The organism is Bradyrhizobium sp. Mp27, from assembly GCF_029953005.1.
In the GTDB taxonomy this organism is placed as follows: domain Bacteria; phylum Pseudomonadota; class Alphaproteobacteria; order Rhizobiales; family Xanthobacteraceae; genus Bradyrhizobium; species Bradyrhizobium barranii.
Window position 1 is genome coordinate 24,007 of the sequence record NZ_JASAUS010000003.1, and the last position, 26,507, is coordinate 50,513.

A 26,507-nucleotide genomic window follows, 5' to 3' on the forward strand; every position below is an offset into this window, starting at 1 on the left:
GGCCTTCCTCAGACGTAACGGTTGACCAGGGATTCCAGATATTCCTGCCGTCCCGAGCGCGGCCGCGGGTCGAAGCCGGGGCTGAGCGCACGGTCGGCAAGTTCGGCGAGCGAGCGCTGGCCGCCGAGAATGGCCCGGCCTTCGGGTGCCGCCCATCCCTCGTAGCGCTGCGCGAGCGGTGCGGTGAGTGCGCCGGCATCGAGCATGTCGGCGGCGGCGAGGAATGCGCGCGCGCAGGCATCCATCGAGCCGACATGGGCATGGATCAGATCGTCGGGGTCGATCGACTGCCGCCTGATCTTGGCGTCGAAATTGAGCCCGCCCGAGGTGAAGCCGCCGCGATTCAGGATCTCGTGGAACACCATTGCCAGCTCCGGCACGTTCATCGCGAACTGGTCGGTGTCCCAGCCGAGCAGATCGTCGCCGCGATTGACGTCGAGCGAGCCGAAGATTCCGAGCGCCTCGGCGAGCGCGACCTCGTGATGAAAGGAGTGGCCGGCGAGGATGGCGTGGTTCTGCTCGATGTTGAGCTTGACGTCGTTCAGGAGATCGTAGCGTTCCAGGAAGCCGTAGCAGGTGGCGACGTCGAAATCATATTGATGCTTGGTCGGTTCCTTCGGCTTCGGCTCGATCAGGATCGGGCCCTTGAAGCCGATCTTGTGCTTGTGCTCGACGACCAGCGAGATGAAGCGGCCGAGCTGGTCGAGCTCGCGCTTGAGATCGGTGTTGAGCAGCGTCTCGTAGCCCTCGCGGCCGCCCCACAGCACGTAGTTCTGGCCGCCGAGCCGGTGCGTCACCTCCAGCGCGGCGCGAACCTGGCCGGCGGCATAGGTGAAAATCTCGGGGTCCGGATTGGTCGCGGCACCCGCCATGTAGCGGCGATGCGTGAACAAATTGGCGGTGCCCCAGAGCAAGCGGACTTTTGCGGAGGCCATCTTCGCTTCGAACAGATCGGCGATCGCGTTGAGATTGGCGACGGACTCGCTGAGCGAAGTGCCTTCCGGCGCCGCATCGACGTCGTGAAAGGTGAAGAAGGGCACGTCCAGCAGGCGGAACAGCTCGAAGGCGACGTCGGCCTTGGCGCGTGCCTGCGCCATCGCATCAGCACCTTGATGCCAGGGGCGCAGAAAGGTCTCGCCGCCGAAGGGATCGCCGCCCGGCCAGCAGAACGAATGCCAGTAGCAGACCGCAAAGCGCAAATGATCCTCGAGCCTGCGGCCATGCACGAGGCGGTCCTTGTCGTACCAGCGGAAGGCGGGCGTGTTTCCCGCATCCTTGCCGCCGAAGGCGACAGGGGCGCTTGCATCGAAGAATTTGGCTGATGCGTTCACTTAAGGCTCTCCTTCAACGCAGGATAAAGTTCGCGCCACCGCCGATAGGCCTCGTCATAGGCCGCAGCGACGGATGCGCGGGGCGCAAAGCTCGCGAGCCGCCGCGGGCGCTTGCACACTTCCGCGGGATCTTCGCCGGTGGCGGCGAGCCGGCCGAGCCGTGCGGCGCCGAGCGCCGCCCCGACCTCGCCCTCCTCGACGCGGTGGACGGGAATGCCGAGCACATCGGCGCAGATCTGCGCCCACAGGGGCGAGCGCGAACCGCCGCCGACGAGATCGACCTGCACGATCGGCCCGCTGGCCACGCTCAGCGCCGCGAGGTTGTCGCGCGCGGCGAAGGCGACGCCTTCCAGCACGGCCTGCACGATCTGGCTGCGCCCGGTCGCACCGCGCAAGCCGACGAAGGCGCCGCTGGCGGCGGCATCGTTGTGCGGCGTGCGCTCGCCGTCGAGATAGGGCAGGAATTTTATGGAGCTCGGTCCGTCGACACGCTCGCCGAGCGGCGCCAGGAGCGCGGCGGCCGGCGTCTCCATCACGCCCGCGAGCCAGGCCAGCGAAGCCGCGGCCGACAGCATCACGCCCATCTGATGCCAGAGGCCGGGCAGCGCATGGCAGAACGCATGCACGGCCGACGCCGGCGCCGGTGCAAACCGGTCGGTGACGCGGAACAACACGCCGGATGTGCCGAGCGACAGGAATGCATCGCCCGGCGCGATCGCGCCGAGCCCGATGGCGCTCGCGGCATTGTCGCCGGCACCGCCGGCGATCACGACATCATTGGCCATGCCCCAGCGCCGCGCGAATGCCGGCGCGAGCACTGCACTGACCTTGCTGCCCTCGACGAGGCGCGGCATGTGGTGGAGATCGAGCCCGACGGCATGCAGCAGCAGCGCCGACCAGCGGCGCAGACCGACGTCGAGCCACAGCGTGCCCGCGGCGTCGGACATGTCCTCGACCATCTCGCCGGTGAGGCGATAACGCACATAGGCCTTCGGCAGCAACACCTTCGCCACGCGCTCGAAGATCTGCGGCTCGTGCCGCGCGACCCAGAGCAGCTTTGGCGCGGTGAAGCCGGGCATCGCCAGATTGCCGGCGATCGTGTGCAGCGACGGGCAGCGCCGCTCGAGCGCGACGCATTCGGCGTGCGAACGGCCGTCGTTCCACAGAATAGCGGGGCGCAGCGGCCGTCCATCCTCGTCCAGCAGCGTCGCACCATGCATTTGGCCGGACAGCCCGATGCCGCGCACCTGCGCGACCTCGCGCGGATGGCGGGCGGCGAGATCGTCGACGGCGCCAACCGCCGCGTCGACCCAGGCGTCGGGATCCTGCTCGGACCACAGCGGCGCGGGATGCGACAGCGCAAGCTCGCGCGCGGCCGTCGCGACAATCGCGCCGGTTTCGCTCACGAGCACCGCTTTCACACCGGATGTGCCGATGTCGATACCGAGATACACGCTGTCCTCCCTTTCGCCTGTTGCGGTGCGCGATCTCAGAGTCGCCCTTCCCGCAACGGACCGTTTCGAAATCCACCCGCCCCTAGGGCAAATTGTCCCGCATCACGATGTCGATCCTGATCTTCTCCTGTTCGCGCAAGATCGGCTCGCCGCGCGCAAGCGCGAGCAACACGCGCACGGCGGCGCGCGCTTCATGCCCGGGGTTCTGCGAGATCGCGGCATCCATCATGCCCTGCAACAGCAGCCGGCGCGTCAGTGCGGTGACGTCGTGTCCGACGAACACCACCTGCTTGCCGCGGCCGGCATCGCTCAACGCTTTGGCGACGCCTTGCGTGCCGGCGCCGACGTTATAAAGGCCGACAATGTCAGCATGCCTGCCGAGCAGCTGCGCCAGAACCTGTTCCGAACGGCCGTCTTCGTCGCGCCCTTCCAGCACCGGCAGCACGCTGAGATCGGGGAATTCCGACGCCATCACCTGGCTGAAGCCGAAGATGCGTTCGGAATGGTCGCGCAGGCCCTGCGAGCCCGCGACGATCGCGACCCTGCCGGACTGTTGGCCGACCAGCCGACCGACCAGCGCGCCGGCGGTGCGTCCCGCCGCGATGTTGTCGATGCCGACATAATGGTGGCGACGCGAGGACGGCACGTCCGAGACCAGCGTCACGACCCTGGTCCCGGCGTCGACGAGATCGTTGATCGCGGCGCGGACCCCGGGATGGTCCAGCGCCACCACGGCGACGCCGTCGTAATCGCCGGACAGCGTCTCCAGCGAGGCCGCGAGCACGGACGGGTCGAACACATCCGTGGCGACCACCTCGACGCCGAGACGGCGGGCTGAGAGCCAGGCCGACATCTCGCCGAGATAGGCCTCGATCTGCTGCATGAAGGGGTTCGGCCCCGCCGGCATGACGAAGGCAAAGCGGCGGGCACGGCTGCGGGCGAGCTCGGCGGCGGCGACGTGCGGCTGGAAGGCGTTGCGCTCGATCGCCGCCTTGACGCGCCGGACCGTATCCGGCCGCACGCCCGGGCGGTTGTGCAGGACGCGGTCGACGGTCGCGAGGCTGACGCCCGCCTCGCGGGCGATGTCCTTCAGCGTCAGCGCGGTCGCGGTGAGAGTATCGGCCATGGCTGAAGGTTATCGAGGTGTTTTGAGGTGCGCAACTCATTTTGAGGCGCACGACGATGTTTTCGGGTCCGGGTCACACCGCGCGGCCTCAGCCGCCCAAAAGGTCGCGCGTCAGGAACAGGCTGTTGGGATCCTCGACATAGCCCTCGAACGGGCCGCAGAGCACAAAACCGTGCGCCTGGTAGAGCGCATGCGCGGGCTTAAATAATCCCAGGAGCCGGTCTCGAGGCTGAGCCGCTTCAAGCCACGCGCGCGGGCCTCAGCGATGATGTGGCGGAGCATCCGGCCGCCGAAGCCGCGCCTCCGCGTGGTTTGCAGCGTGTGCATCGACCTCACCTCGCCATGGTCGGCCGAGAGCATCTTCAGCGCGCCGGTGGCGACCAGCGTCTCGCCGTCCCAGCCGGTCCAGAACGCGACGTCGCTCGCGCGTAGCCCAGCGAGATCCAGCGCATGGGCGCTGCCCGGCGCGGTCTGCGCCCGCGCAGCCGCGACGTGATGGTCGAGCATCGCAATGACGCGGGGATCAAAGGTGTCGCCAGTGCGGACCTGCATCGTCACGGCCTCACCCCACTTGAAAGCCGCTTCTGCATGAGAACCATATCGAGCCAGCGGCCAAACTTGCAGCCGACCTCTGGCATGCGGCCAACCTCGGCAAAGCCGAACGACGCGTGCAGCCCGGTCGAGGCGGAATTCGAGGCCTCGATCGCGGCGACCATCGTGTGCTTGTTGAGCGCGATAGCGCGCTCGATCAGCGCGGCCATCAGGCTGCGGCCGACGCCGAGCCGATGATGTTGCTCGCCGACATAGACCGAATTCTCGACCGTGTGGCGATAGCCGGGCCAGGGGCGGAAATCGCCGAATGATGCGAAGCCTACGACGTCCCTGCCCTTCATTGCGACCAGCACGGGATAGCCGGCCGCTTGCCGTGCGCGCATCCACTCGCGCCGCGAATCCAGATCGGCCGGTCCGTCGGTCCACACCGCCGTGGTGTTGATCGCGGCGAAATTGTAGATGGCCAGAATATCTTCGGCATCCTCCAGCGTGGCGTCCCGCACGATCAGCGACATCACATTTTCCCGTACGATGTGCCGCGCCGCGTGATGATGACGTAGCGCGCATCCTGTTTGGTTTCGTTCTCGAAGGCCACCGCCCGCATCACGTCGAAGTCGAGACAATCGCCGTCGCGCAGCCGCACGGTCTTGGCGTCGATATGCACGCAGACCGCCCCCTCCAGCATCAGCAGCTGCTGGGTGAACGCGTTGCGGCCCCAGGGGCTGTAGGAGACACGCGCGCCGGCCGGCAGATCGACGACGATGATCTCGATGCCGCTCGCCGCATCCGGCGGCGAGGAGTGCCGCCGACGGTAACCGCTGTCGGGATCGCGCCAAAGCGGCTGGTCGGCAAGCCGCATCAGCCGCTCCGGCGGCTTCTCCGCGAGCGCGACGACATCGCTGAGGGTGACATCGAGCGCCGCGCAGAGCTTGTTGAGCAGCGCAGCGGTGGCGCTGCTCTGCGCCCGCTCCACCCGCCCGATCATGGCCCGGCTGACACCGGAGCGCGTCGCGAGTTCGTTCAACGTCATGCCCGCCTGCGTCCTCAACGTCTTCAAGCGACGACCGATCGCACGGTCGAGTTTCTGCTGGTCCATCTCTTTGCAGGTCCTGGTCTTCATCCGAACATTGCCCGACACGAGGACCGCACCCATCAGGGCGAGCGGAGCTTAGGCCGGGCGGGGCGCGCGTGCCGGGAGCGAGGAGCTAATATATTAGAATCTTTGCGCGGCAAATTCTCCGGCGCCTTGCCACAGGCGCCGGGAAATGGCGGGTTCGACCGGGCTTCCCGTGGAAATTCGCTAGACAAGAAAATCCGGCGCCGCGCCATGGGCTTGCGGGATCAAGGATCCAGGCGCGAGGTGAAGCGTCATCGCATGATGATCCGCATCGGTCAGTGTCAAAATACCGGTCTGAGCGTCAAATGCCGCGTTCACCTTGGTGTCGAAGCCATCCAGCACCAACGTTGTGCCTGGCGTATAGTTTGAGATGACGCCGGATGTTTGTTTGGCATCGGGTCCGAAGACAAATGAGTCCGCACCCGTCAGAACGACATTGCTGCTTAGATTGCCAGTGACCACCAATGTCCCGTTGTTGACGTTGACAGCGCCAGTCCCGCTTAAATTATCGACCTTGAGCATGCCACTATCCAGGACAGTGCCGTTGTTGACGAGGTTGCCCGAAACATCCACCTCACTGCCGGTGTGCACATTGACGATGCCGCCATTGGTCAATCCATTCTTGAAGGCGATCGTGCCGGCCTGATCGGCGGTGATCGTTCCAACGGCGTTGAAAACGGCGTCGTCGAAATCGAGCGAGCCGTGCACGGCTTCGATCAGGCCACTGCTGGTGACGGAATTGCCGGTGTTCACCGCAAGCGGCTGGGACCCGTTCGCCTCGAGCGTGCCGGAGAAGCCGATATCCAAAGTGAGGCTGTGATCTCCGTTTCCGATGGTGCCGGCGCCGTCGATCGTGCCGCCTTCAAGGTCGAGCGTGTGATGCCCACCGCTGTTCAGGATCGAGGAGCCCGGATCGAGCTTGATCTCGCCATTGCCGATGACCGTGGTGTCGCCGGTCAGGATGGCTTTCGCGAAATTGAAGAACTCGATCTTGCCGCCATTGTTCAGCGTGCCGCTGACATTCAGAGCGCTGGCGGCACTGTCGTCAAACACGGCGCCAGCCTTGAGTGTCACGTTGTTGAAGCTGTTGGCGCTGCCCGCAACGGATTCGATGAGTCCGCCTGATATCGCATCCAGCGACGTCCCGTCCAGATGCACGTTGTCGAAGGTGATGGTGCCGCCATTGGCGACGATCGCACCGAGGGAACCGCCGGCGATCGTATCGTTCACGAACGCGAGCATCGCCTGGGCTTCGCTCAGTGAACCGAGATTGTTGATCGTGCTGTTGCTGATCACACCAGCGCTGCCGGTCTCGTGCAAATTGCCGGTCACGCTGATATTGATCGTGGCCCGGTCAATCGACGTGAAGCCGGTCGAGCCGGTGACCGTCAGAACGCCACCGCCGCCGCTGGTGTCATTCACGTCAGTGACCGTGATCGCGACGTTCTTTGTCGCGATCTCTGTCCCGTCGCTGACCGCGACGGTGACGTCATAGACGTTGTCGTGGTTCGCGTCTTTCGGCGCCTCGAAGTCGGGCGCGGACTTGAACGTCACATCGCCCGTCGCCGACACGTCGAACAGAGCCGCGTCAGTGCCGGACAGCGAATAGGTCAGCGCGGGACTGTCCACATCGGTCGCCGCGACGTGGTAGGCGACGCCAGAGCCATTCTCCGCGAAGCTTGCCGTCGTGCCCGAGCTGATCACGGGCGCATCATCGATTCCCGTCAGCGTCACGGTGATGCCCTGTGTCCCGTAGAAGCCGTCGAGGACCAAGATGAAGATGTCGGTATGGGTCTGTCCGGCCGCGAGCGGAGCGATGTTGGCATGAGAGACATCATAGCTCCACGTCACCTTGCCATCGGCAACGTCGATGGTGGCCGTGAGTGTGCCGAGATTGCCGTCTTGCGGTGCCACCGCGACCGTGTGGGCACCGGCAAAGAAACCCGCCTGCGATGTCGAAACATGGGCAGCGCCATTGTCCGTCAGCTTCGCTGCGGTGAAGGAAGGCGTAGTAAGATCTCTTACAAAGATGTCGTAGGTATGGTTGGTATCGCCCGGCACCAGAATGCTGGATAAAGACTCGAATGCCACCTTGGTGCCATCAGGCGAGAACACGGGAAGCCGGCTGCCGCCTCCGAATTCCCACGGCCTGCCCCCATTGGTCGAGACGGCCGTGATGGCACCTGTGGCCAGGTCCTTCACATAGACGACCTGATCGGCATTGACACCCGGCACGAGATTGGTGGCACTGGAATAGAACGCAATCTTGGTGCCATCAGGCGAGAACACGGGTTTCTGGGCTTCGCCGTTGTTCTGCGGGACTCCGTCGGCATCGGTCGATACCAGCGTGACCGCGCCTGTCGTCAGATCCTTAATGACGATGTTGCCGATTAGGTTGTTGGAACTACCCGGCACAAGATTGTCGGCAAAGGTATAGAACGCCACCTTGGTGCCATCTGGCGAGAACACCGGGTCGAAGCTGCCGCGATCCCCACGAGCGCCGCTGGCGCTCTCCGACACCAGTGTGGTGGCCCCGGTGGAAAGGTCCTTGATGTAGATCTCTGGTGTCGCCGCGCACTGTGGCCGACCCGAACACGATTTTGGTGCCATCGGGCGAGAACGAGGGGGGAAGGTAAAGCCATTCTCAAGCCCGCCGCCGCCGGGTCCTCCGTTGTATGGACTGGGCGCTATGAGCGTTATCGCGCCAGTGGTCAGGTCCTTCACGAAGATGTCGCGCACGTGGTCGGTATCATCAGGCACGAGATTGTCGGCATCGGAATAGAACGCAACCTTGGTGCCATCAGGCGAGAATATCGGGTTGGTGGTCGATAAGCCGTCCGCCTGCTCCCCACTGGCACTCGTCGATACGCGCGTGAGGGCACCGGTGGCCAGGTCCTTCACGAAGATGTCGGCGCCCGTTGCGAACGCCAGCTTGGTGCCATCGGGCGAAAAAATCGGCTGGTAGCCACCCAGCTGAACCCCGCTGGCATCGGTCGACACGAGCGTGATCGCCCCGGTCGAAAGGTCCTTCACGAAGACGTCGGGTGCACCGTTGGTATCGCCGGGCACCAGATTGTCGGCATAGGATGCGAACGCCACTTTCGTGCCGTCGGGCGAGAACGCTGCCTGGACACTCGCGCCATCCGCCTGCGCCCCGGTTGCGCTGGTCGACACGCGCGTGAACGCATCGTCGCTGCCACCGCCAGCGGTGAAAACAGGTGCTGAATTCGTCATCAATGCCTCCGTTTGCCCGGCAACAGGCCGGGTCCGAATGTTTTGCACGACAATCAGAAACAGAAACGCGGCACCAATGAGTCCCTGCTGTCCAAGGCAAGTTTAGTGCCCTAGATGACGAACGCTTGATGCAGCCGCGAAGGATCAGATGAAGGATCAGATTGAGCGTCGTTGGCTGCGCCGCTGCACGACAGGCAATCAAAACTGCGCCAGCAGTCTTTCACGATACGCAGCCGCGCCGAACTGCGAGAGCGCATAGCATCCCTCAGGGTGATCTCGTGTCGTCGGGATGAATAAGCCGCTCCATTCTGAAATGCAGCGCGAGCGGTGATCCGTTACATCACCAAGAATTGCCATCGCCAAAAATTGGCCACTTTAACCGACGCTGGGGAGACCGACGCCATTTGGCGGATCTTTGGCCCCTTCATGCTTCCGGATACGCTAAAATGAACTTGGCCATGGGTCGGAGAAACATCCAACACGCTAAATCAGCGGCCATCAATTTTTGAATGGAGCGGGCGAAGGGAATCGAACCCTCGTATGCAGCTTGGGAAGCTGCCGTTCTACCATTGAACTACGCCCGCGAATGCGCGTCTCACGCCAACCCTGATTAGCCGAGACGGCGCCCGTCGCCAAGCGCTTTGGCGCGGCCGGCCGGAGGGTTGTTAACGTCCTGGCAAGATTTTGGGTGCGCCGGATTGTGGCGGTGTTATGATCGCGCGTCTGGGGAGAGACGTGCACTGAGTGGGGCGTGTGCATGGTGGGGCGTGGCTACGCGATATTCAACACGGCCATAGGACGCTGCGGCATCGTCTGGAGCAGCACCGGCGTGGTCGCCGTGCAATTGCCGGAGGCTCGGGAGATCGATACCCGGCGCCGGATTTTTGCGGTCCATCCCGAGGCGCGCGAGCAGCAGCCCCCGCTGAATGCCGAGCTTGCGATCGAAGGCATCGCAGGCTTGCTGCAGGGCGGCGACCCTGATTTTTCCGAGGTCAGCCTGGACGCCGGCGGCGTCCCCGGCTTCCACCGGCGCGTTTATGAAGCCGCCTGCGCCATTCCGCGCGGGGAGACGCGCACCTATCACGAGATCGCCAAGGCGCTGGGCGCCTCCGGCGCTGCGCATTCGGTGGCGCAGGCGATCGCCAAGAATCCCTACATGCTGATCGTGCCCTGCCACCGGGTGCTGGAGGCCGGCAATTACGCCGACCGGCTCTCGCCTTACGGCGGGGTGATCTCCAAGCGGCGGCTGCTGGCGCTCGAGGGCGCCCATCCGGTCGCGAGCAAGACGCTGTTCGAGGTGTTGCTGCCCGTTGCTCCCCCGAGACCCAGCTAAGGCGCGATCGCAATCGCACCTTAGCTTTGTTTTTTGGGCATGATCTTGTCGGACAACCGCTACACACTTGTCCGGATCATGCCTAGATAGGTGGCATGGATGCGACCACGCTGCTGACGACACGCTCGATCACGGTCTCCGAGTTTCGCTGCGATGCGGGACCGGACGACAAGCCGTTCGCTGAGTGCCGCACCGGGCATTCCATTGCCTATGTCCGCTCGGGCAGCTTCGGCTGCCAGTGCCGCGCCGGCTTCTTCGAACTGGTGGCGGGCTCGATGCTGGTCGGCGCTCCCCGCGAGGAATACACCTGCACGCATGAGCATGTCAGCGGCGACGTCTGCCTGGGCTTCTTCTTCAGCGAAGACCTGGTCGATGCCCTCGGGGGACGGCGCGAGATCTGGCAGGTTGGCGCGACACCGCCGCTACCTGAGCTGATGGTGCTGGGCGAGCTCGCCCAGACGGCGGCAGATGGCAACAGCGACCTCGGTCTCGACGAGGTCGGTCAAATTCTGGCCGGCCGCTTCATCGATGTCGTCTCGGGCAAGGCGCGCAAGCCGGCCACGCCCACCGCACGCGACCGCCGCCGCGCAGTCGAAGCCGCACTGTGGATCGACGCCAACTCGCATGCCGAGGTCGATCTCGAACAGGCGGCGCGGCAGGCGGGCCTCAGCCCGTTCCATTTCCTGCGGCTGTTCTCAGCCGTGCTCGGCGTCACCCCGCATCAATATCTGGTGCGCTCGCGGCTACGCCATGCGGCGCGTCTGCTGACGGATGATGACATCGCGGTCACCGACATCGCCTATGACGTCGGCTTCGGCGATCTCTCCAATTTCGTCCGCACCTTCCATCGCGCCGCCGGCGTGTCGCCGACGAAGTTCCGGCAGGCGTCGAAGGGCGAGCGCAAGATTCTCCAAGAGCGCGCGACCCTCAACTGAATAGGGTCGTCTCCGGCGCGCGCCAGTTGCGGCGCGCTTTGCAATGGAGACGATCATGTACGACCACATCGGACTGCGTGTTGCCGACCTCGACGCCGCCACGCGCTTCTACACCGCGGCGCTGGCCCCGCTCGGCTACGCCCTGTGCTCCAGCGGCGACGGCTATGCGGGCTTCGGGCCGAAGGGTGAGCCGGCGCTCTGGCTGCACCTGAACAAGGGACGCAAGGCCGACGGCGCGCATATCGCGTTTCGCGCCAAGGACCATGACGCGGTCAAGGCATTCCACAGCGAGGGCCTGAAGAGCGGCGGCCGCGACAATGGCGGCGCCGGCCCGCGCAAGGACTATAGCCCGACCTACTATGCGGCGTTCCTGATTGATCCCGATGGCAACAACATCGAGGCGGTTTGCGTGTGAGCGCGGTCGCCATCGCCTCACACGCTGTCATGCCCCGGCCTTGACCGGGGCATCCAGTACGCCGCGGCTTCTCGATTCAATCACAGCGGCCTCTGGAATACTGGATCGCCCGATCCCGTCTCCGCCAAGGCTTCGCCGGGCCAAGAACTCACTTGGCCGCCGAAGCCTTAGCGAAGGCGGCAAGTCGGGCGATGACACCTGAGATAATGGCTCGCTCGTTTCTCCAAATGATAGGAATCAACTATGGCCTCCATCCACAACGACATCCCCCTCCCCGTCCCGGCCCGCGACGTCTGGGACGCCGTACGCGATTTCGGCGCGTTGCCGCAGCGGCTGGCACCGGGCTTCGTCACCGCCTGCACGCTCGACGGCGATGCACGCATCGTCACCTTCGCCAATGGATCAGTAGCACGCGAGGTGCTGGTCGATTGCGACGATGCGCGGCAGCGGCTGGTCTACGCCATCAACAACGAGCGGCTCAGGCATTACAGCGCCTCGGTGCAGGTGATCGCCGAGGGCGAGGCGAGCTGCCGCCTTGTCTGGATCATCGACATGCTGCCGAACGAGCTTGCGGCTTACGTCCAGGGGCAGACCAGGGACGCCGTCGCCGCGATACACCGGGCGTTCCCGGCCGTGGCTGCGTGATCTTTCTCACAGAGCCCTGCCCTCGCCCGCCCTAACCATGGCCGCGTGCGTCCGGTTGGCTCCGCTCTCCCGGCGGAGCCACGCACGCGAGGAGCAGGCCATGAGAGGTGCGGACAAGGTGATCTGTCAGGCAGCCGCCGTGCTGCTGCTGTTTTCGATCTCGAGCGCGCCGGCAAAGGCGCAGTTCCTCGGCGGCGGAGGCGCCGGCGGCGAGGACATGATGACCCAGATGGCGCCGATGCTGGAGATGATGAAGGCGAAGATGGGCAAGCGCCGCTTCGCCATGCTGATGCAGACGATGGGTCCGATGATGAGCCGCATGATGGAGAACGGCGGCGGCGGCCTGGGTAGCCTCGGCGGCGGCTTTGGCGCGCCGAACTACGGCGGCTACACGCCGATGGGCGCAGGCGGCACCATGCCGATGGGGCTCGGCGGCATGGGCGGCGGCGATATCATGGGCATGCTCGGCGGCACCAGTGGCGGCGACATGATGGCGATGATCCCGCAATTGATGCGGCTCGCCAATGTCGGCGGTGGCGGCCATCGCCGCCACAGGCATCGCTAGTCGGCAGCCGACAGAGCCGGCCTGATCGCAGGCTTGCTCTCGCGCGGCCCCCAGCGTGTCAGCACCACGCTGGAGCACGAGAGCAGGCCGAGCACGACCATCGAGCTGGCGGCCAGCCAGAAGAAGCTCTGTGCGGTGGCGTCATGCGTCGACAGCCACCAGCCGATCGCCGCGATGTAGATCAGGCGCGCGGTCTGCGCCAGCACCGGCCCGATCACCTTGGCCGCGCCGTGGGACGAGAAATACATCGTCGAAGCAAGCCCGATGAAGGCGTAGAACGGCGCCACCGTCGACAGATATTCATGGCTGGTCGCGCGCACCGTTGCGCTGTCGGTGAAGATGTTGACCCAGAGATCCGGGAAGGTCGCGACCAGGCACGCCGGCGCGCCGACGGCAATGAATGCGCTCGCGCCGGCGATCCAGGCGATGCGCCGCGCGCGGGCGATGCGGCCGGCGCCGACCGCCATGCCGATCATCGGCACCGAGGCGATGCCGAACGAGAACGCGATCGAGGTCAGCAGGAATTCGAGCCGCGCGCCGATGCCGTAACCGGCGAGAATCGCGGTGCCGAACTTCGCCAGCATGTGGGTGAAGATCGAGATCGTCAGCACCGATTGCAGCGGCGAGAAGCAGGCAATGGCGCCGACCTTCAGGATATCGAAGAACATCGCCCATTGGACACGCAGGCCGCGCAGTCTTGGCACGACACGGGCGCGGCCGGAGAACAGGTACCAGCCCATCACGCAGATGTTCATCGAATAGGCGATCAGCGCGCCGGCGGCGACGCCGCGCATGCCGAGCTGCGGCACCGGGCCGAGCCCGAGGCCCAGCGTGCCGCCGAGCACGACCTGCCAGACCGCGGAGTTGAGGATCAGCAGCGACGGCAGCTTCATGTTGCCGGTGCCGCGCAACACGCCGGCCATGGTGTTGAGCAGCCACGGCAGCACGGCGCCGCCGAAAAACACCTGCGTGTAGGCGATCGCATGCGTCAGCACATCCCCGCGTCCGCCGAGCATTTCCAGAACGCGCGGCCCGAAGATCAGCATGCCCAGCATGAAGACGAGGCCGAAGGTGATGCCGATCAAGAGCGCATGCGCGGCGAGCGTGCCGGCGCGCTCGCGATCGCCCGCGCCGAGCGCCCGCGCGATGGCCGACGCCACCGCGCCGCCCATGGCCCCGCCGGACATCGTCATGGTCAGGATCACTGTCGGAAACACCAGCGCCATTGCCGCCAGCGCCTCGACGCCGAGCCGGCCGATATAGGAGGTCTCCGCGATCACCACACAGGTGCCGGCCGACAGCGCAGCCACGTTCGGCCAGGCGAGGCCGAGCAGCGTGCGCAGAATCGGCCCGTCCATTAGCGCGCTTCGCACCGGCCGCGGAGGCAGCGACAGCGGCCGCTCTTGTTCATCGACCGGAATTTCGGCGATGTCGGACATGTCCTCTCCCGGGCACAGGCCATTTGCGGCGCGGCAATGCGTAGGTGTGCCAATAAATTTCTTCGCGCGGAAGGCGCGGCGACAGGCTTAGCACGGCAATTGCCGATTCCTCCTGCGCCGGATGCAGGCGTGCCCTGCGGCAGCGCATTTCAGCAGGTGGAATTGGTTCTTCTCCCTCTCCCCGCTTGCGGGGAGAGGGGCGGGGTGAGGGGGAGTCTCCGCGAGGACGGTGAGATCTGGACTCGCGGAGAGCCCCCCTCACCCGCCGCGCTTCGCGCGTCGGCCTCTCCCGCACGCGGGGGAAACGCGAAGTGTGCGGCGCTGCCGCGATCTACTCTATCGTCCACACCAGCGGCGGCCGACCGCCCGCTGTCGGGCGCAGGTGCACGCCGATGTGCCGCCCGCATCCGGCAGCGAGCCCCTCGAACAACCCTTCCAGCACCTTGGTGCAGCCGCGATGATAGTCGGCGACGTCATCCATCAGCTTCCAGCTCTGCTGGCGAAATTCAAACGTGCCGTCTGATGCCGTTGTCTCTGCAGAGTCATCCTGCGCGGCAAACAGAGCGTTCAGGAACGCTGCGAACTCGCTGGCTCCACCACGGCTCATAGACAGCGCCGCCGCGACCTCGTCAAAATACTGCATCCCGATCAGTTTGCCGGTGAGGTGCAGGAGATAGCCGGCGTCTTCCGGGCCGAACAATTGCACCATCACGGGCAAGGCGGTGCGCACATATTCCATCGCGTAGTTGCGGTAGGCTTTTTCCAGCCGCGGCCTCGGCCAGCTCGCGACGGGCAAGGCAGGCGCGGTCTTGGCGTCGAACAACGGCGCTTCCAGATGGCGCGCGAACACCAGGCGCTGGTCCAGCTCGAGCGAGTGGTCGTATTGATAATAATAGCCTTCGAGCCCGTCCTGACCGTCGACGCTCTGCTTGGTGCAGACGAAGCCCAGCCTGAGATCGCCGAGCGCGACGCCATTGTTGGCGTGCCAGCCGCGCAGCATCGCGCGCGAGACCTCACCCGGCACGCCGCAGATCGCGGTGCCCTTCCAGATCCAGCGCGGCGGCGGATAGCGGATCCAGGCTTTGCGGTCGCTCTCATACATGTACTCGACATGCACGCCGCCGATCCAGTTGGAGAGATAATGATATTGCGCGGCGGCCACCGCTGGCGGCAGATGACTGAGACCGAGCTTTTCGAGCCCCGGCAGGAAGCGCTCCTGCTGCTGGCGACGGAACACACGGAAGACGAATTCGGCGGCATCCGTCGTGCCGCGCCGTGTGACGACGGTGAGGATGAGGCCGGTGAAGTAGGCGTGATAGAGGTCGGCGACCGCACGCCAGCGTTTCCATTGCGCTTCCTGTGCTGCGTCTGATGTGGCGGTCATGTTCGCTCCCGATCGTTGTTTTGATCGAGTGTGTCACTGCGCTCGGTACGAGGCAACCTGACGCTCAGGCAGAGCGCCCTGCACGCCAGCCCGTCAATTCCGCATCACGAATTTTGCGCAAGTCTGGCCGCGCGCTCGCGCTCGACGCGTTCGGTGACGTCGCGCGCCATCGCGACCGATCCGACCACGGCACCACCGGCATCGCGCACAAGCGCGAAGGTCATCTCGATGTAGAGCTTGCGTCCGCTCTGGTGCAGCGCGCGGGTCAGCGTCGGCCTGCCCGCAAGCTTCATCGACCCGCTGGCAAGCGCAGCTTCGAAGCCCTTCCAGTGCGCGGCGCGCAGATGTTCGGGAATGATCAGATCGAGGTTATGGCCGAGCGCCTCGCCGGCGGAGAAGCCGAACAAGGCGGTCGATGCACGATTCCAGCGCGTGATGGTGCCGGCGCGATCCGAATAGATCAGCGCGTCCGCGACGTCGTCGAGGATCCTTGCGTCGAGTTCGGATTGAACACTCATCTCGCCACCTCGCATGCCGCCCGGATTTCAGCTTGCATCCCGACACACATTCGGTGTCCTTGCCCGAGGCGATCCAGTATTCCGAGACGGCAAGTAGTCAATCGAGAGGCTGCGGCGTACTGGATGCCCCGGTCAAGCCGGGGCATGACAGTAGGGTGTGTAGCTACACCCGAAAATGCTTCGATAGTTTGAGCCCCTGCGCCTGGTAGTTCGAGCCGATGCGCTGGCCGTACATCGCGTCGGGCCGCGCCAGCATCTTCTCGTAGACGAGGCGGCCGACGATCTGGCCGTGCTCGAGGATGAACGGCACCTCGCGCGAGCGCACTTCGAGCACGGCGCGCGATCCCTGCCCGCCGGCGCCGGCATAGCCGAAGCCGGGATCGAAGAAGCCGGCATAGTGCACGCGGAACTCGCCGACCAGGGGATCGAACGGCACCATCTCCGCGGCGTAATCGGGCGGCACCTGCACGGCTTCCTTGGAGGCGAGGATGTAGAACTCGCCGGGATCGAGGATCAGGCTGCCGTCGGGACGTGCCGAGATCGGCTCCCAGAAATCCTCCACCGCATAGCCGGAGCGGCGGTCGACGTCGACGACGCCGGTGTGGCGCTTGGCGCGATAGCCGACGAAGCCGTTGGCCTTCTCGCCGGAGAGATCGACGGAGACGGCGACGCCGCCGGTGAGATCGGCATCGTCGAGATCGACGAGACGCTCGGTCGCATGCAGCGCCTCGAGCTCGTCGATGTTGAGGATGGCATCTCCGGTGCGGAAGCGCACCTGGCTCAGGCGCGAGCCCTCGCTGACCAGCACCGGAAACGTCTTCGGGCTGATCTCGGCGTAGAGCGGGCCGTGATAGCCGGCGCCGATCATGTCGAAGCGGCGGGTGCCGTCGGCGATGACGCGGGTGAAGACATCGAGCCGGCCGGTCGAGCTTTTCGGGTTGGCGGCCGCGACGATCTCCGGCGGCAGCGCCAGGCTTTCCAGAAGCGGCACGATATAGACGCAGTTGGTCTCCAGCACCGCGCCATCGGCGAGGCTGAACTCGTGCAGCTTCAACTCGTCGATGCGCTCGGCGACGGTCGCGCCGGGACCCGGCAGAAAGCTGGCGCGAACGCGATACGCGATGTCGCCGAGGCGGAGGTCGAGGCTCGCCGGCTGGATCTGGCTCTCGACGAAATCGTAGGCAGGCAGGATCAGCCCCGCTTCCGCCATCGCCGCGATCATGCGGTCGGGCAGGATACCATTGGCGTCGGCGGCAACTGTGAAGCTCAACCGGGGGTCCTCGTCAGGGGTCAAACGCATCCGGACATGCGGGAAATACTAGCCTTTTACGGCTATCCGATGGACGCCTTGACGGAAAGGCCATTGCGGAATATGAGCATCACTTATCCCGTGGTGATTTGAGCCGGCCGGCTTGCAGCCACGTTAAATAAGTCGCTAAACAGGCCGGGGACCTCTGTGATCCCGGCCCGTGGATATATCCAGGCCGGTTTTTTTGTGACCGTTTTCGACGAGACGGTCATGTCGGAGGTACCTATGTCGAAGTCGACCGCCAACTACCGTCCCGAAACCCGCCTGGTCCATTCCGGCACCCTGCGCTCGCAATATGGCGAGACGTCGGAGGCGCTGTTCCTGACCCAGGGCTACGTCTACAACAGCGCCGAGGAGTGCGAGGCGCGGTTCAAGGGCGAGGACCCCGGCTTCATCTATTCGCGCTATTCCAACCCGACCATCTCGATGTTCGAGCGCCGCATGATCGAGCTCGAAGGCGCCGAAGCCGCCCGTTCGGCCGCTACCGGCATGGCCGCGGTGACGACCGCGATCCTGGCGCCGCTCAAGGCCGGCGATCACGTGGTGGCCTCGCGCGCCCTGTTCGGTTCCTGTCTCTACGTCATTCAGGATCTCTTGCCGCGCTACGGCATCGAGACCACGCTGGTCGACGGCCTCGATCTCGACCAGTGGCAGCGCGCCTTGCGGCCGAACACCAAGACGTTCTTCCTGGAGAGCCCGACCAACCCGACGCTCGACGTGCTCGACATTCCAGGGATCGCCGAGATCGCGCACAGCGGCGGCGCGCGGCTCGTCGTCGACAACGTGTTCGCGACGCCGATCTGGCAGAGCCCGCTCGCGCTAGGAGCCGACGTCGTGGTCTATTCCGCGACCAAGCACATCGACGGCCAGGGCCGTTGTCTCGGCGGCATCATCCTGTCGTCGGAAGCGTTCATCGCCGAGCACATCCACAATTTCATGCGCCAGACCGGCCCGTCGATCTCGCCGTTCAACGCGTGGGTCCTGCTCAAGGGCCTGGAAACGCTCGGTGTGCGCGTGCGCGCGCAGACCGAGACGGCGGGACGCATCGCCGACGTGCTGGCGAGCCATCCGAAGATTTCGCGCCTGGTCTATCCCGGCCGCGCCGATCATCCGCAGGCAGCTCTCGTGAAGAAGCAGATGCGCGGCGGCTCGACGCTGGTCGGCTTCGAGGTCAAGGGCGGCAAGCAGGGTGCGTTCCGCGTGCTCAACGAGCTCAAGCTTGCAAAAATCTCGAACAATCTCGGCGATGCCAAGAGCCTCGTCACGCATCCGGCGACCACGACGCATCAGCGCCTGAAGCCGGAGGACCGCGCCGCGCTCGGCATCAGCGAGGGCTTCATCCGCTTCTCGGCGGGGCTCGAGCATGCGGATGATCTGATCGAGGATCTGACCGCGGCGCTGGAGAAGGCGTGAGGCGATTGGACTTCTTGTAGGGTGGGCAAAGCGAAGCGTGCCCACCATTCACGATCATATCGCCGATAGATGGTGGGCACGGCGCGCGAAGAGCGCGCCTTTGCCCACCCTACGGCACCGAGCTCACATCGGCCGATACGTCCGCACGTCGGCGGGCACGTTGACGCCGAGCTTAATCTGGCCGACGGAGCGGATGATGTCGTCGCCGAGGAGCTGCGCGAAGCAGGCATAGCCCCAATCGTTCATGTGCAGGCCGTCGGCGATCACGAAACTCTCGACCGGAATCGATTGATTCTCGTGCCAGTCGCGCATCACCTCGAAGCGGGGGAAGATGCCGACGTGTCGGAGCTCGGCGACCTTGCCGAGCAGGTGCACCATCTTGCCGGCGCTCTCCTTGCGCTGGTTGACGGCCGGTGAATATTGCGGATCGACCAGCACGATGTCGGCGCCGCCGGCGGCCTGGATGCGGGAGATGCCGTCCTCGACCATCTTGGCGGTGTCACCGGGATCGAGATTGCGCAGCACCGCATTGGTGCCGACCTGCCAGATCACGAGATCCGGATGCACGTCGATCACCTCCTTCTGGAGGCGCTTCATCATCTCGGGCGCGTCCTCGCCGCCGACGCCGGCGTTGATGACGGTGATGTCGGCGGTCGGATGTTGCCGGCGGAGCTGCGCGGCAAGACGGTTCGGATAGTTGAAATCGGGCGAGCTCGCGCCATAGCCTGCCGTCGACGACGAGCCGAACGCGACGATCACGACGGGTTTGCCGGCGACGAGCTTGCCCGCGACATGCGGCAGCGAGCCCATCGTCTTCGAGCTACCCTTCGGCGTGAGGCAGGGCACGCGGCTGAAAATGTCCCCGGCGGATTTCGCCACCTGCTTCACCTTGTCGATCGCGCGGGCGGTCACGCCGCGCTGCTCGTGGGACGTCGCGGCGACGGTGGTCTGGGAGGGTGAAGCGGAAGCCGGACTAGCGGCCTGCTGCGGCGCGGGCGTTGCCTGCGTGGCCTGCGCCTGCACTGGTGCCAGCGACACCGGCGTCAGCAACAGCAGAGCCGCCGCGGGCGCAGCCAGCCATGGCGTCAACCAAAAAGGGCGGAGAGAACTCATTAACGCTAGACCTCAATTTTGCTGCTGGGCCGGCCCTAGATGGGCTGCGTCGATCACGAACTGTGCCAACGCCCGGCCAAGGCAATCGTGGACCTGCTTCGCCAGCTCTGGCCCGCGGGACGGGCTGAACAGGTCGAACTGACCCTGATCATTCCACTGCCGCATGATCGCGAAACGGTCGAACAGCGGGATGTCATGCTCCTGCGCCACCACCCGCATATTGTCGAGATAGGGCGGCACCGAGATCATGGTTTCGGTACGCGGGCTGTACTGCAAGTTCATCAACACGACGTCAGCCCCCGCTTTTTGCAGTGCGGAAACCCCTTCGGTCACCGCCCCGCGAAAATCATCGGGATCAATCGCTCGGATAGCATCCACAGTCCCGGTCTGCCAGATGACCAAAGTAGGCCTTTTTGCTTCCATCAGCTTAACGAAAGTGGCGGCCGCCTCCTCGGCCGTCTTCTTGCTCTGTATTTCTACGGAGACGTGCACGATCTCCGACGGCAGCAGCCTGTCCTGCAGGATGGCCTGCATGCGCGCCGGATAGGAGCTGTCCTCCGAGGCCGGAATCGTGGTCGAGCGGCTGCCGATGACCAGGATTTCGAGCGGTTTGCCGGCCTTGATGGCATCGGCGACCCGGGGAAGCTGGCTTTCAGTGGTGAGCAGATAGGATGGCAATTCGCAGGCCGGGGGCGCGGCCGGAACAGCCGGCACGGCATCGCCCGCGCGCGCCAGGGGCGCGGCGAGGTTACCGCACAGCAGGACCAGGCTCAGGAGAACCTTCGCCTTCATCAGCCCCCTCCCGCCAGATCGGCGTTGCCGACGGCGTTTTTGGTTTTCGCACCGCTCTTGTCAGCCACGCGCTTGTACCACGAAATCACCCATGCAACGCCCCACATGATCAGGATTCCGGAGAGACTAATCAGCGCATGCATGGCTGCGCCGCCGGAGACTTCGGCCAGGATGAAATGGCCGGCGAAGGCGAGGAAGACGCCGAGACAAAAGATCTCCAGGGAATGCTGGCCGCAGAGGATCAGCGGCCGCAGCCAGGGCGATTTCAGGCCCGGCCATTCCCGGGGCAGGAAGCGAACGGTGAGTGCGGCGAACGCCAGGAAATGCGTGAAGCGCAGCACGTCGAGATCGGCCTTGTCGATCGGATACATCCACTGCTCGAGCCGCTTCGGCATGAAGTGGGAGAGCTGCGGCACATACCAGGTCAGCGTCACGTAGAACGCCGCGACCAGATAGACGATCGATATCCACATCGTGACGCGGGACGCCAGGATGCGCGACATGCGTCGCGCACCTCCGAGCGCACACCATGCACCGAATACGAAAAGCAATTGCCAGGCGAAGGGATTGAACGCCCAGAAGCCGTTCGGATAGGCCGACAGATAGAGGTCGTATTCCCAGGTCACCGCGTAGAGCACGACCGAGAGGCCGAGCGTCACGTCGGGCCGCCATTTCATCAGCCACAAGATCAAGGGCAGCGCCAGCATCAGCACGATATAGAGCGGCAGCACGTCCATGTTGACCGGACGAAAGCGCAGCAGCAGCGCCTGCACGATCGTGACGTCGGGCTGCTTGAGGAAATCCATGATGCCCATCTCTTCGGTGTAGAGCGGGTTCTCGAACCTGGTCGCAACATAGGAGATTTCGGCGAGGAAGATCGTGAACAGAAAGACGTGGGCGACATAGATCTGCCAGACGCGCCGCAGGATGCGCGCGGTGGCGACGACGAAGCCGCTTTCGAGCATGGCACGACCGTAGACGAACGCCGCGGTATAGCCGGAGATGAAGATGAAGATCTCGGTGGCGTCGCTGAAGCCGTAATTGCGGATCGTGAACCAGGTCAAAAGGCTCGGCGGCAGATGGTCGACGAAGATCAGCCACAGCGCGAGCCCGCGGAACAGGTCGAGCCGGAGCTCGCGCTCGCCGATGGCGGGCAGCGTGATGGCCGGCGCGGCGGAGCGCGGCTTCGCCTCCGCAGGTCTGGCCTCCGCAGGCTTGCCGGTTCCCGCGATCGTCGATCCCGTCACTTGGTCGGCAATGGTCATCGGGGGTTCGAAACCCTTCCGCAAATCGCGACGTATCAAGGAGTGTACAGGCCCGGCCGTCGTCTCGCAAAGCGGCCGGATCACATTGGGTCTACTTCCTCGGCAATTCTGGCGGCACGATGTCGCCAAAACCGCCTGCGGGCGTTGGTTCCCGGCCGGGTTTTCGTTATGATGGCAGCCATGTATCGCGCCGTGACCCGCCAGATCGAAGTGACCGTCGAGCCGAACTTTGTTCCGGAGCAGTCGTCGGCTGACCGCTCCCGCTATTTCTGGTCCTACACCATCGTCATCACCAATTCCGGCGACGAAACCGTGCAGCTGAAGACGCGGCACTGGATCATCACCGACGCCACCGGCCGCCAGCAGGAGGTCAGGGGCGAGGGCGTCGTCGGCGAGCAGCCGACCCTGGCTCCCGGCGAGCGCTTCGAATACACCTCCGGCGTGCCGCTCGCGACCGCCTCGGGCTTCATGACCGGCCGCTACCAGATGGTCAGCGAAAGCGGCGAACGCTTCGAGATCGACGTGCCGACGTTCTCGCTGGACAGCCCGGACAACAAGCGGGTGTTGAATTAGGGGCGCGCCGAGATCGTCGCAACACTTGCAGCTGTCATGCCCCGCGACCCGGCTACGCCAAGGCTTCGCCGGGGCTGAGGTCTAGAGGCGCCGAAGCTTTAGCGTAGGCGGCAGGCGGGGCATCCAGTACGCCGCAGCCTCTCGGCTCAATCACAGCCGTCTCGGAGTACTGGATCGCCCGGTCAAGCCGGGCGATGACACCAAGTGTGTGGCTTGCAACGACGGAGGATGCGATGCCTACGCGTCTTCCACGCCCGCCTCGTGCGGCGTGAACTGGTACACCGACGAGCAGAATTCGCAGGTCACGACGACCTTGTCGTCCTTGACCATGGCGGCGCGGTCGTCGGGCGAGAAGCTCTTCAGCATCGCACCAACCGCGTCGCGCGAGCAGGAGCATTGCGCCTTCAGGACCAGCGGATTGAACACGCGCACGCCGCGCTCGTGGAACAAGCGGAACAGCAGCCGCTCGCCGGAGAGCTCGGGGTCGATCAGCTCGACGTCCTCGACGGTCTCGACCAGCGAACGCGCCTCGACCCAGGCGTCGTCTTCGGCGACAGCATGCACCTCCGCGCCTTCGGGCGCATCGCCGGGATGCAAATCGGCCTGACGCGCGCGCTCGGGCGCCTTCGGCAGGAACTGCATCAGCATGCCGCCGGCGCGCCAGCGATGCTTGCCGCCGTCGTTCGAGCGCCACTCCTCGCCGACCGCGAGGCGCACGCGCGTCGGGATCTGCTCGGAGCGCAGGAAATATTCGTGGGCGGCATCTTCCAGGCTGCCACCGTCGAGCGCGACCAGACCCTGGTAGCGGCTCATGTCGGGACCCTGGTCGATGGTCATGGCGAGATGACCGTTACCGAGGAGCGCGCCGGAATCTTTGGTCTCGCCGAGGCGCTCGGCATCGTAGCGCGCATAGGCGCGCAGGCGATCCGGCGCCATGTAGTCGACGACCAGGAACGACACCGGACCGTCGGTCTGGGCCTGGAGGATGAAGCGGCCCTCGAACTTCAGCGCCGAGCCGAGCAGCGTCGTCAGCACGATGGCCTCACCGAGCAGCTTGCCCACGGCAGCGGGATAATCATGCTTGGTCAGGATCTCGTCGAGCGCGGGACCGAGCCGCACCAGGCGGCCGCGCACGTCGAGTGCGTCGACCTCGTAAGGCAGCACGGCGTCATCGATGGGAACCGCTGATGGTGCGCGAACCGGGCCTTCGGGCCCGGTATTCATGTCAGGGGATTGGGAAACCATGGCGCTTTATCTGGGGTCGGAGGGCGGAAATGGAAGGGGCGCAAGGGTGGTGTGTTCCGGATGCACTTATGATCGCACAGGATCCTGCAAATTCGATGTCGTCCCGGCGCGCAAAGCGCTGATACGGCAGCCATAGCCACAGGATTACGCGATAGCCCGCCTAGCCCGGATGGAGCGTAGCGCAATCCGGGACCACTCCAACTGCGGACACAAGCCCGGATTTCGCTGCGCTCCATCCGGGCTACAAGTGAGATTACTTCACCGCGTCAAAGCACCAGGCCAGAATGCCCTTCTGCGCATGCAGGCGGTTTTCGGCCTCGTCGAACACGACCGATTGCGGGCCGTCGATCACCTCGTCGGTGACTTCCTCGCCGCGATGGGCGGGCAGGCAATGCATGAACAGCGCATCGGGCTTGGCCAGCGACATCAGCTTCGAATTGACCTGATAGGGCTTGAGCACGTTGTGACGGTGCTCGCCTTCCTTGTCGCCCATCGACACCCAGGTGTCGGTGACGACGCAGTCGGCGCCCTTCACGGCGGCCTCGGGATCGGTGCCGAGCACGATCGGCGCGCCGGTGGACTTGATGAAGTCCCGCATCACCTTTTTCGGCGCAAGCTCCGGCGGCGTCGCGACATTGAGCTTGAACTTGAAACGCTCGGCGGCATGCGCCCAGGACGCCAGCACGTTGTTGTCGTCGCCGGTCCAGGCCACCGTCCTGCCCTCGATCGGGCCGCGATGCTCTTCGTAGGTCATGAGGTCGGCCATCACCTGGCAAGGGTGCGAGCGCCGTGTCAGGCCGTTGATGACAGGCACCGTCGCATATTCCGCCAGCTCCAGCAGGGCCTCGTGATTGAGGATGCGGATCATGATGGCGTCGACATAGCGCGACAGCACGCGCGCCGTGTCGGCGATGGTCTCGCCGCGGCCGAGCTGCATCTCGGCGCCGGTCAGCATGATGGGCTCGCCACCGAGCTGGCGCATGGCGACATCGAACGAGACGCGGGTGCGGGTGGAGGGACGCTCGAAGATCATCGCCAGCGTCTTGCCTTCCAGCGGCTTCACCGGCTGGTGCGCTTTCTGCTTCGCCTTCATGGCGGAGGAGGCCGCGAGCATGCTCTTGAGCTCCGACAACGGGAGCTCGTTGATATCCAGAAAGTGCTTCGGGGACTTGCTCATCAGCTTGCCGCCCGCTTGGTCTGACTGGACGAGATCGCGGCGCAGGCACGCTCGAGCCGTCCGACGCTGTCCTCGATCTCGGCTTCGGTGACGATCAAGGGCGGCAGGAAGCGCACGACATTGTCGCCGGCGCCGACCGTGAGCAATTTTTCGTTGCGCAATGCCGCGCCGAGATCACCTGACGGCACCACGGCCTTGATGCCGATCAGAAGGCCTTCGCCGCGCACTTCGCTGACGATGTCGGGATAACGATCGATCACGGAGGCAAGCTTCTGCTTGAGCAGCAGCGACATCTTCTGCACGTGGTCGAAGAAGCCGGGCTTGAGCATGACGTCGAGCACGGCGTTGGCAGCCGAGATCGCGAGCGGATTGCCGCCGAAGGTCGAGCCGTGCGAGCCGGGCCCCATGCCGGCAGCCGCGTCCGCGGTCGCCAGCACCGCGCCGATCGGGAAGCCGCCACCGAGCGCTTTGGCCAGCGACATCACGTCAGGCGTGACGCCGGTGCGGCGATGCGCGAACAGATCGCCGGTGCGGCCCATGCCGGTCTGCACCTCGTCGAACGCGAGCAGCAGGCCCTTCTCGTCGCAGAGCTGGCGCAACGCCCGCAGGAAGGCGGGCGTTGCCGAACGCACGCCGCCCTCGCCCTGGATCGGCTCGATCAGGATGCCGGCGGTCTGCGGACCGATCGCCTTCTTGATGGCTTCGATATCGCCATGCGGGACCTGGTCGAAGCCGTCCATCGGCGGGCCAAACCCTTCGAGATATTTTGCCGAACCGGTCGCGGCGAGCGTTGCCAGCGTGCGGCCGTGGAAGGCGCCTTCGAAGGTGATGATGCGATAACGTTCCGGATGACCCTTGGAGAAGTGATGATGGCGGACCAGCTTGATCACACCTTCCAGCGCTTCGGCGCCGGAATTGCAGAAGAACACGAAGTCCGCGAAGCTTTCGTTGCACAGACGCGCGGCAAGCTTCTCGCCGTCCGGGCTCTGGAACAGGTTCGACATGTGCCAGAGCTTGGTGGCCTGCTCCTGCAACGCCTTGACCAACGCAGGATGAGCATGGCCGAGCGCATTCACCGCCACGCCCGAGGTGAAATCGAGATAGCGATCGCCATTTGTCGCAATCAGCCAGCAGCCTTCGCCGCGCTCGAAACCGAGGTCGGCCCTGGCGAAAACGGGGAGCAAATGCGGCGCTGCGCTGTTAGTCATGACGATCACTTGAATGTTGCGGACGGTGTGAGCGTGCATTGCGCAACGCACCATTGACCGGCCCGGAAAACGAAACGTGCCGCCTTTTAAGGGCGGCACGTATCACTATCTTATGCTTGGTGAAACCGGTGTCAATGCCGCCCGGAAAGCCTCACGAAACGCAGAATCCGTAGTCTTGCGGTGGCGATTTTGCGTGTTTCCGCCACGGAACATGTGGAAGCGAGTCGGCGGACTCTTGCGCGTGAGTCACGCCATATTGTAGCGTTTGGCTTGTCAGATACGACATCTCGTGCAGCAGTTCTGATCCTCTAAGTCCTCATGTACCGGCGTAAGCGTTCGGGCGCATCTGGTGCGCCCGGCGAGC

At 64.9% G+C, this 26,507-nt stretch carries 23 protein-coding genes, 1 tRNA gene, 1 pseudogene and 1 riboswitch; of the genes and pseudogenes, 7 read left to right on the plus strand and 18 right to left on the minus strand.

Annotation, left to right across the window (positions count from 1 at the left end):
- Positions 1-8: 8 nt before the first annotated feature.
- The 8 genes and pseudogenes from xylA to QJT78_RS03105 all read right to left on the minus strand — a co-directional run bounded on the left by xylA (position 9) and on the right by QJT78_RS03105 (position 9,398).
- Positions 9-1,331: a xylose isomerase gene (xylA, locus tag QJT78_RS03070; RefSeq protein ID WP_028148003.1), complete on the minus strand. Its 1,323-nt coding sequence runs from the start codon at positions 1,329-1,331 to the stop codon at positions 9-11.
- A complete protein-coding gene (gene xylB / locus QJT78_RS03075) occupies positions 1,328-2,785 on the minus strand; it encodes a xylulokinase (protein WP_038942150.1) in 1,458 nt (485 codons plus the stop codon). Before xylB ends, xylA begins: the two co-directional genes overlap by 4 nt.
- 82 nt (positions 2,786-2,867) lie before the next feature.
- Entirely contained in the window at positions 2,868-3,911 is a 1,044-nt protein-coding gene (locus QJT78_RS03080; protein ID WP_028148005.1) for a LacI family DNA-binding transcriptional regulator, read from the minus strand.
- A gap of 88 nt (positions 3,912-3,999) precedes the next feature.
- Positions 4,000-4,463 (minus strand): annotated as a pseudogene (locus QJT78_RS03085) (GNAT family N-acetyltransferase).
- Between the two features lie 2 nt (positions 4,464-4,465).
- Entirely contained in the window at positions 4,466-4,978 is a 513-nt protein-coding gene (locus QJT78_RS03090; RefSeq protein WP_038952349.1) for a GNAT family N-acetyltransferase, read from the minus strand.
- Entirely contained in the window at positions 4,978-5,559 is a 582-nt protein-coding gene (locus QJT78_RS03095; protein ID WP_028148008.1) for an XRE family transcriptional regulator, read from the minus strand. Before QJT78_RS03095 ends, QJT78_RS03090 begins: the two co-directional genes overlap by 1 nt.
- A gap of 204 nt (positions 5,560-5,763) precedes the next feature.
- Positions 5,764-8,814, minus strand: a complete 3,051-nt coding sequence (locus tag QJT78_RS03100; protein ID WP_038942146.1) for a DPP IV N-terminal domain-containing protein — start codon at positions 8,812-8,814, stop codon at positions 5,764-5,766.
- Between the two features lie 510 nt (positions 8,815-9,324).
- Positions 9,325-9,398, minus strand: a tRNA-Gly gene (locus tag QJT78_RS03105).
- A 173-nt stretch (positions 9,399-9,571) separates the two neighbouring features.
- On the opposite strand from QJT78_RS03105, the gene QJT78_RS03110 reads away from it, so the two are divergent.
- The 5 genes from QJT78_RS03110 (at position 9,572) to QJT78_RS03130 (ending at position 12,707) form a co-directional block, all read left to right on the plus strand.
- Positions 9,572-10,147 (plus strand): methylated-DNA--[protein]-cysteine S-methyltransferase, encoded by a 576-nt coding sequence (locus QJT78_RS03110; protein ID WP_028148010.1) that lies wholly within the window; start codon positions 9,572-9,574, stop codon positions 10,145-10,147.
- Between the two features lie 95 nt (positions 10,148-10,242).
- The gene (locus QJT78_RS03115; RefSeq protein ID WP_028148011.1) at positions 10,243-11,082 is read left to right on the plus strand and encodes an AraC family transcriptional regulator; all 840 of its coding nucleotides are present in this window, start codon (positions 10,243-10,245) and stop codon (positions 11,080-11,082) included.
- A gap of 55 nt (positions 11,083-11,137) precedes the next feature.
- Positions 11,138-11,497, plus strand: a complete 360-nt coding sequence (locus tag QJT78_RS03120) for a VOC family protein (RefSeq protein WP_028148012.1) — start codon at positions 11,138-11,140, stop codon at positions 11,495-11,497.
- Positions 11,498-11,740: 243 nt separating this feature from the next.
- Positions 11,741-12,142, plus strand: coding sequence for an SRPBCC family protein (locus QJT78_RS03125; RefSeq protein ID WP_028148013.1), 402 nt, complete (start codon positions 11,741-11,743; stop codon positions 12,140-12,142).
- 100 nt (positions 12,143-12,242) lie between these two features.
- The gene (locus QJT78_RS03130; RefSeq protein WP_028148014.1) at positions 12,243-12,707 is read left to right on the plus strand and encodes a hypothetical protein; all 465 of its coding nucleotides are present in this window, start codon (positions 12,243-12,245) and stop codon (positions 12,705-12,707) included.
- On the opposite strand, the gene QJT78_RS03135 is transcribed toward QJT78_RS03130, so the two are convergent.
- The 4 genes from QJT78_RS03135 to QJT78_RS03150 form a co-directional block, all read right to left on the minus strand.
- Positions 12,704-14,146, minus strand: a complete 1,443-nt coding sequence (locus tag QJT78_RS03135; RefSeq protein WP_028148015.1) for an MATE family efflux transporter — start codon at positions 14,144-14,146, stop codon at positions 12,704-12,706. The genes QJT78_RS03130 and QJT78_RS03135 overlap by 4 nt on opposite strands.
- Before the next feature lie 331 nt (positions 14,147-14,477).
- Complete coding sequence (locus QJT78_RS03140; RefSeq protein ID WP_038942144.1) at positions 14,478-15,530, minus strand: hypothetical protein; 1,053 nt, start codon at positions 15,528-15,530, stop codon at positions 14,478-14,480.
- 104 nt (positions 15,531-15,634) lie between these two features.
- Positions 15,635-16,048 (minus strand): PAS domain S-box protein, encoded by a 414-nt coding sequence (locus QJT78_RS03145; RefSeq protein WP_028148017.1) that lies wholly within the window; start codon positions 16,046-16,048, stop codon positions 15,635-15,637.
- A gap of 163 nt (positions 16,049-16,211) precedes the next feature.
- On the minus strand, positions 16,212-17,318 hold the full coding sequence (locus QJT78_RS03150; RefSeq protein ID WP_028148018.1) for a 2'-deoxycytidine 5'-triphosphate deaminase: 1,107 nt from the start codon (positions 17,316-17,318) through the stop codon (positions 16,212-16,214).
- A 110-nt stretch (positions 17,319-17,428) separates the two neighbouring features.
- Positions 17,429-17,508: riboswitch (SAM riboswitch) on the plus strand.
- Between the two features lie 74 nt (positions 17,509-17,582).
- Between QJT78_RS03150 and QJT78_RS03155 the strand changes: the two genes are divergently transcribed.
- A complete protein-coding gene (locus tag QJT78_RS03155) occupies positions 17,583-18,770 on the plus strand; it encodes an O-succinylhomoserine sulfhydrylase (RefSeq protein WP_028148019.1) in 1,188 nt (395 codons plus the stop codon).
- Positions 18,771-18,893: 123 nt separating this feature from the next.
- On the opposite strand, the gene QJT78_RS03160 is transcribed toward QJT78_RS03155, so the two are convergent.
- Genes QJT78_RS03160 through QJT78_RS03170 form a run of 3 tightly spaced genes read right to left on the minus strand, consistent with a single transcriptional unit; the run spans position 18,894 to position 21,940 of the window.
- Positions 18,894-19,883: an SGNH/GDSL hydrolase family protein gene (locus tag QJT78_RS03160; RefSeq protein ID WP_038942143.1), complete on the minus strand. Its 990-nt coding sequence runs from the start codon at positions 19,881-19,883 to the stop codon at positions 18,894-18,896.
- Positions 19,884-19,895: 12 nt separating this feature from the next.
- A complete protein-coding gene (locus tag QJT78_RS03165; RefSeq protein WP_028148020.1) occupies positions 19,896-20,675 on the minus strand; it encodes a lipolytic enzyme in 780 nt (259 codons plus the stop codon).
- Positions 20,675-21,940: an OpgC domain-containing protein gene (locus QJT78_RS03170; protein WP_028148021.1), complete on the minus strand. Its 1,266-nt coding sequence runs from the start codon at positions 21,938-21,940 to the stop codon at positions 20,675-20,677. Before QJT78_RS03170 ends, QJT78_RS03165 begins: the two co-directional genes overlap by 1 nt.
- Positions 21,941-22,120: 180 nt before the next feature.
- On the opposite strand from QJT78_RS03170, the gene apaG reads away from it, so the two are divergent.
- Positions 22,121-22,513, plus strand: coding sequence for a Co2+/Mg2+ efflux protein ApaG (gene apaG / locus QJT78_RS03175; RefSeq protein WP_014491305.1), 393 nt, complete (start codon positions 22,121-22,123; stop codon positions 22,511-22,513).
- Positions 22,514-22,750: 237 nt separating this feature from the next.
- Here apaG and QJT78_RS03180 read toward each other — a convergent pair whose 3' ends face one another.
- From QJT78_RS03180 to QJT78_RS03190, 3 genes are all read right to left on the minus strand, one after another.
- On the minus strand, positions 22,751-23,758 hold the full coding sequence (locus QJT78_RS03180) for an Hsp33 family molecular chaperone (protein WP_038942142.1): 1,008 nt from the start codon (positions 23,756-23,758) through the stop codon (positions 22,751-22,753).
- 253 nt (positions 23,759-24,011) lie between these two features.
- Complete coding sequence (gene argF / locus QJT78_RS03185) at positions 24,012-24,935, minus strand: ornithine carbamoyltransferase (protein ID WP_028148023.1); 924 nt, start codon at positions 24,933-24,935, stop codon at positions 24,012-24,014.
- The gene (locus QJT78_RS03190) at positions 24,935-26,143 is read right to left on the minus strand and encodes an aspartate aminotransferase family protein (RefSeq protein ID WP_028148024.1); all 1,209 of its coding nucleotides are present in this window, start codon (positions 26,141-26,143) and stop codon (positions 24,935-24,937) included. The genes argF and QJT78_RS03190 overlap by 1 nt, the downstream gene beginning before the upstream one ends.
- Between the last annotated feature and the right edge of the window lie 364 nt (positions 26,144-26,507).

Excerpts from the sequence above, each read along its gene's own strand:
- QJT78_RS03080 (WP_028148005.1), bottom strand. The coding sequence starts at position 3,911 with ATGGCCGATACTCTCACCGCGACCGCGCTGACGCTGAAGGACATCGCC.
- QJT78_RS03090 (WP_038952349.1), bottom strand. The coding sequence starts at position 4,978 with ATGTCGCTGATCGTGCGGGACGCCACGCTGGAGGATGCCGAAGATATT.
- QJT78_RS03095 (WP_028148008.1), bottom strand. The coding sequence starts at position 5,559 with ATGGACCAGCAGAAACTCGACCGTGCGATCGGTCGTCGCTTGAAGACG.
- QJT78_RS03100 (WP_038942146.1), bottom strand. The coding sequence starts at position 8,814 with ATGACGAATTCAGCACCTGTTTTCACCGCTGGCGGTGGCAGCGACGAT.
- QJT78_RS03110 (WP_028148010.1), top strand. The coding sequence starts at position 9,572 with ATGGTGGGGCGTGGCTACGCGATATTCAACACGGCCATAGGACGCTGC.
- QJT78_RS03115 (WP_028148011.1), top strand. The coding sequence starts at position 10,243 with ATGGATGCGACCACGCTGCTGACGACACGCTCGATCACGGTCTCCGAG.
- QJT78_RS03120 (WP_028148012.1), top strand. The coding sequence starts at position 11,138 with ATGTACGACCACATCGGACTGCGTGTTGCCGACCTCGACGCCGCCACG.
- QJT78_RS03125 (WP_028148013.1), top strand. The coding sequence starts at position 11,741 with ATGGCCTCCATCCACAACGACATCCCCCTCCCCGTCCCGGCCCGCGAC.
- QJT78_RS03130 (WP_028148014.1), top strand. The coding sequence starts at position 12,243 with ATGAGAGGTGCGGACAAGGTGATCTGTCAGGCAGCCGCCGTGCTGCTG.
- QJT78_RS03135 (WP_028148015.1), bottom strand. The coding sequence starts at position 14,146 with ATGTCCGACATCGCCGAAATTCCGGTCGATGAACAAGAGCGGCCGCTG.
- QJT78_RS03140 (WP_038942144.1), bottom strand. The coding sequence starts at position 15,530 with ATGACCGCCACATCAGACGCAGCACAGGAAGCGCAATGGAAACGCTGG.
- QJT78_RS03145 (WP_028148017.1), bottom strand. The coding sequence starts at position 16,048 with ATGAGTGTTCAATCCGAACTCGACGCAAGGATCCTCGACGACGTCGCG.
- QJT78_RS03155 (WP_028148019.1), top strand. The coding sequence starts at position 17,583 with ATGTCGAAGTCGACCGCCAACTACCGTCCCGAAACCCGCCTGGTCCAT.
- QJT78_RS03160 (WP_038942143.1), bottom strand. The coding sequence starts at position 19,883 with ATGAGTTCTCTCCGCCCTTTTTGGTTGACGCCATGGCTGGCTGCGCCC.
- QJT78_RS03165 (WP_028148020.1), bottom strand. The coding sequence starts at position 20,675 with ATGAAGGCGAAGGTTCTCCTGAGCCTGGTCCTGCTGTGCGGTAACCTC.
- QJT78_RS03170 (WP_028148021.1), bottom strand. The coding sequence starts at position 21,940 with ATGACCATTGCCGACCAAGTGACGGGATCGACGATCGCGGGAACCGGC.
- apaG (WP_014491305.1), top strand. The coding sequence starts at position 22,121 with ATGTATCGCGCCGTGACCCGCCAGATCGAAGTGACCGTCGAGCCGAAC.
- QJT78_RS03180 (WP_038942142.1), bottom strand. The coding sequence starts at position 23,758 with ATGGTTTCCCAATCCCCTGACATGAATACCGGGCCCGAAGGCCCGGTT.
- argF (WP_028148023.1), bottom strand. The coding sequence starts at position 24,935 with ATGAGCAAGTCCCCGAAGCACTTTCTGGATATCAACGAGCTCCCGTTG.
- QJT78_RS03190 (WP_028148024.1), bottom strand. The coding sequence starts at position 26,143 with ATGACTAACAGCGCAGCGCCGCATTTGCTCCCCGTTTTCGCCAGGGCC.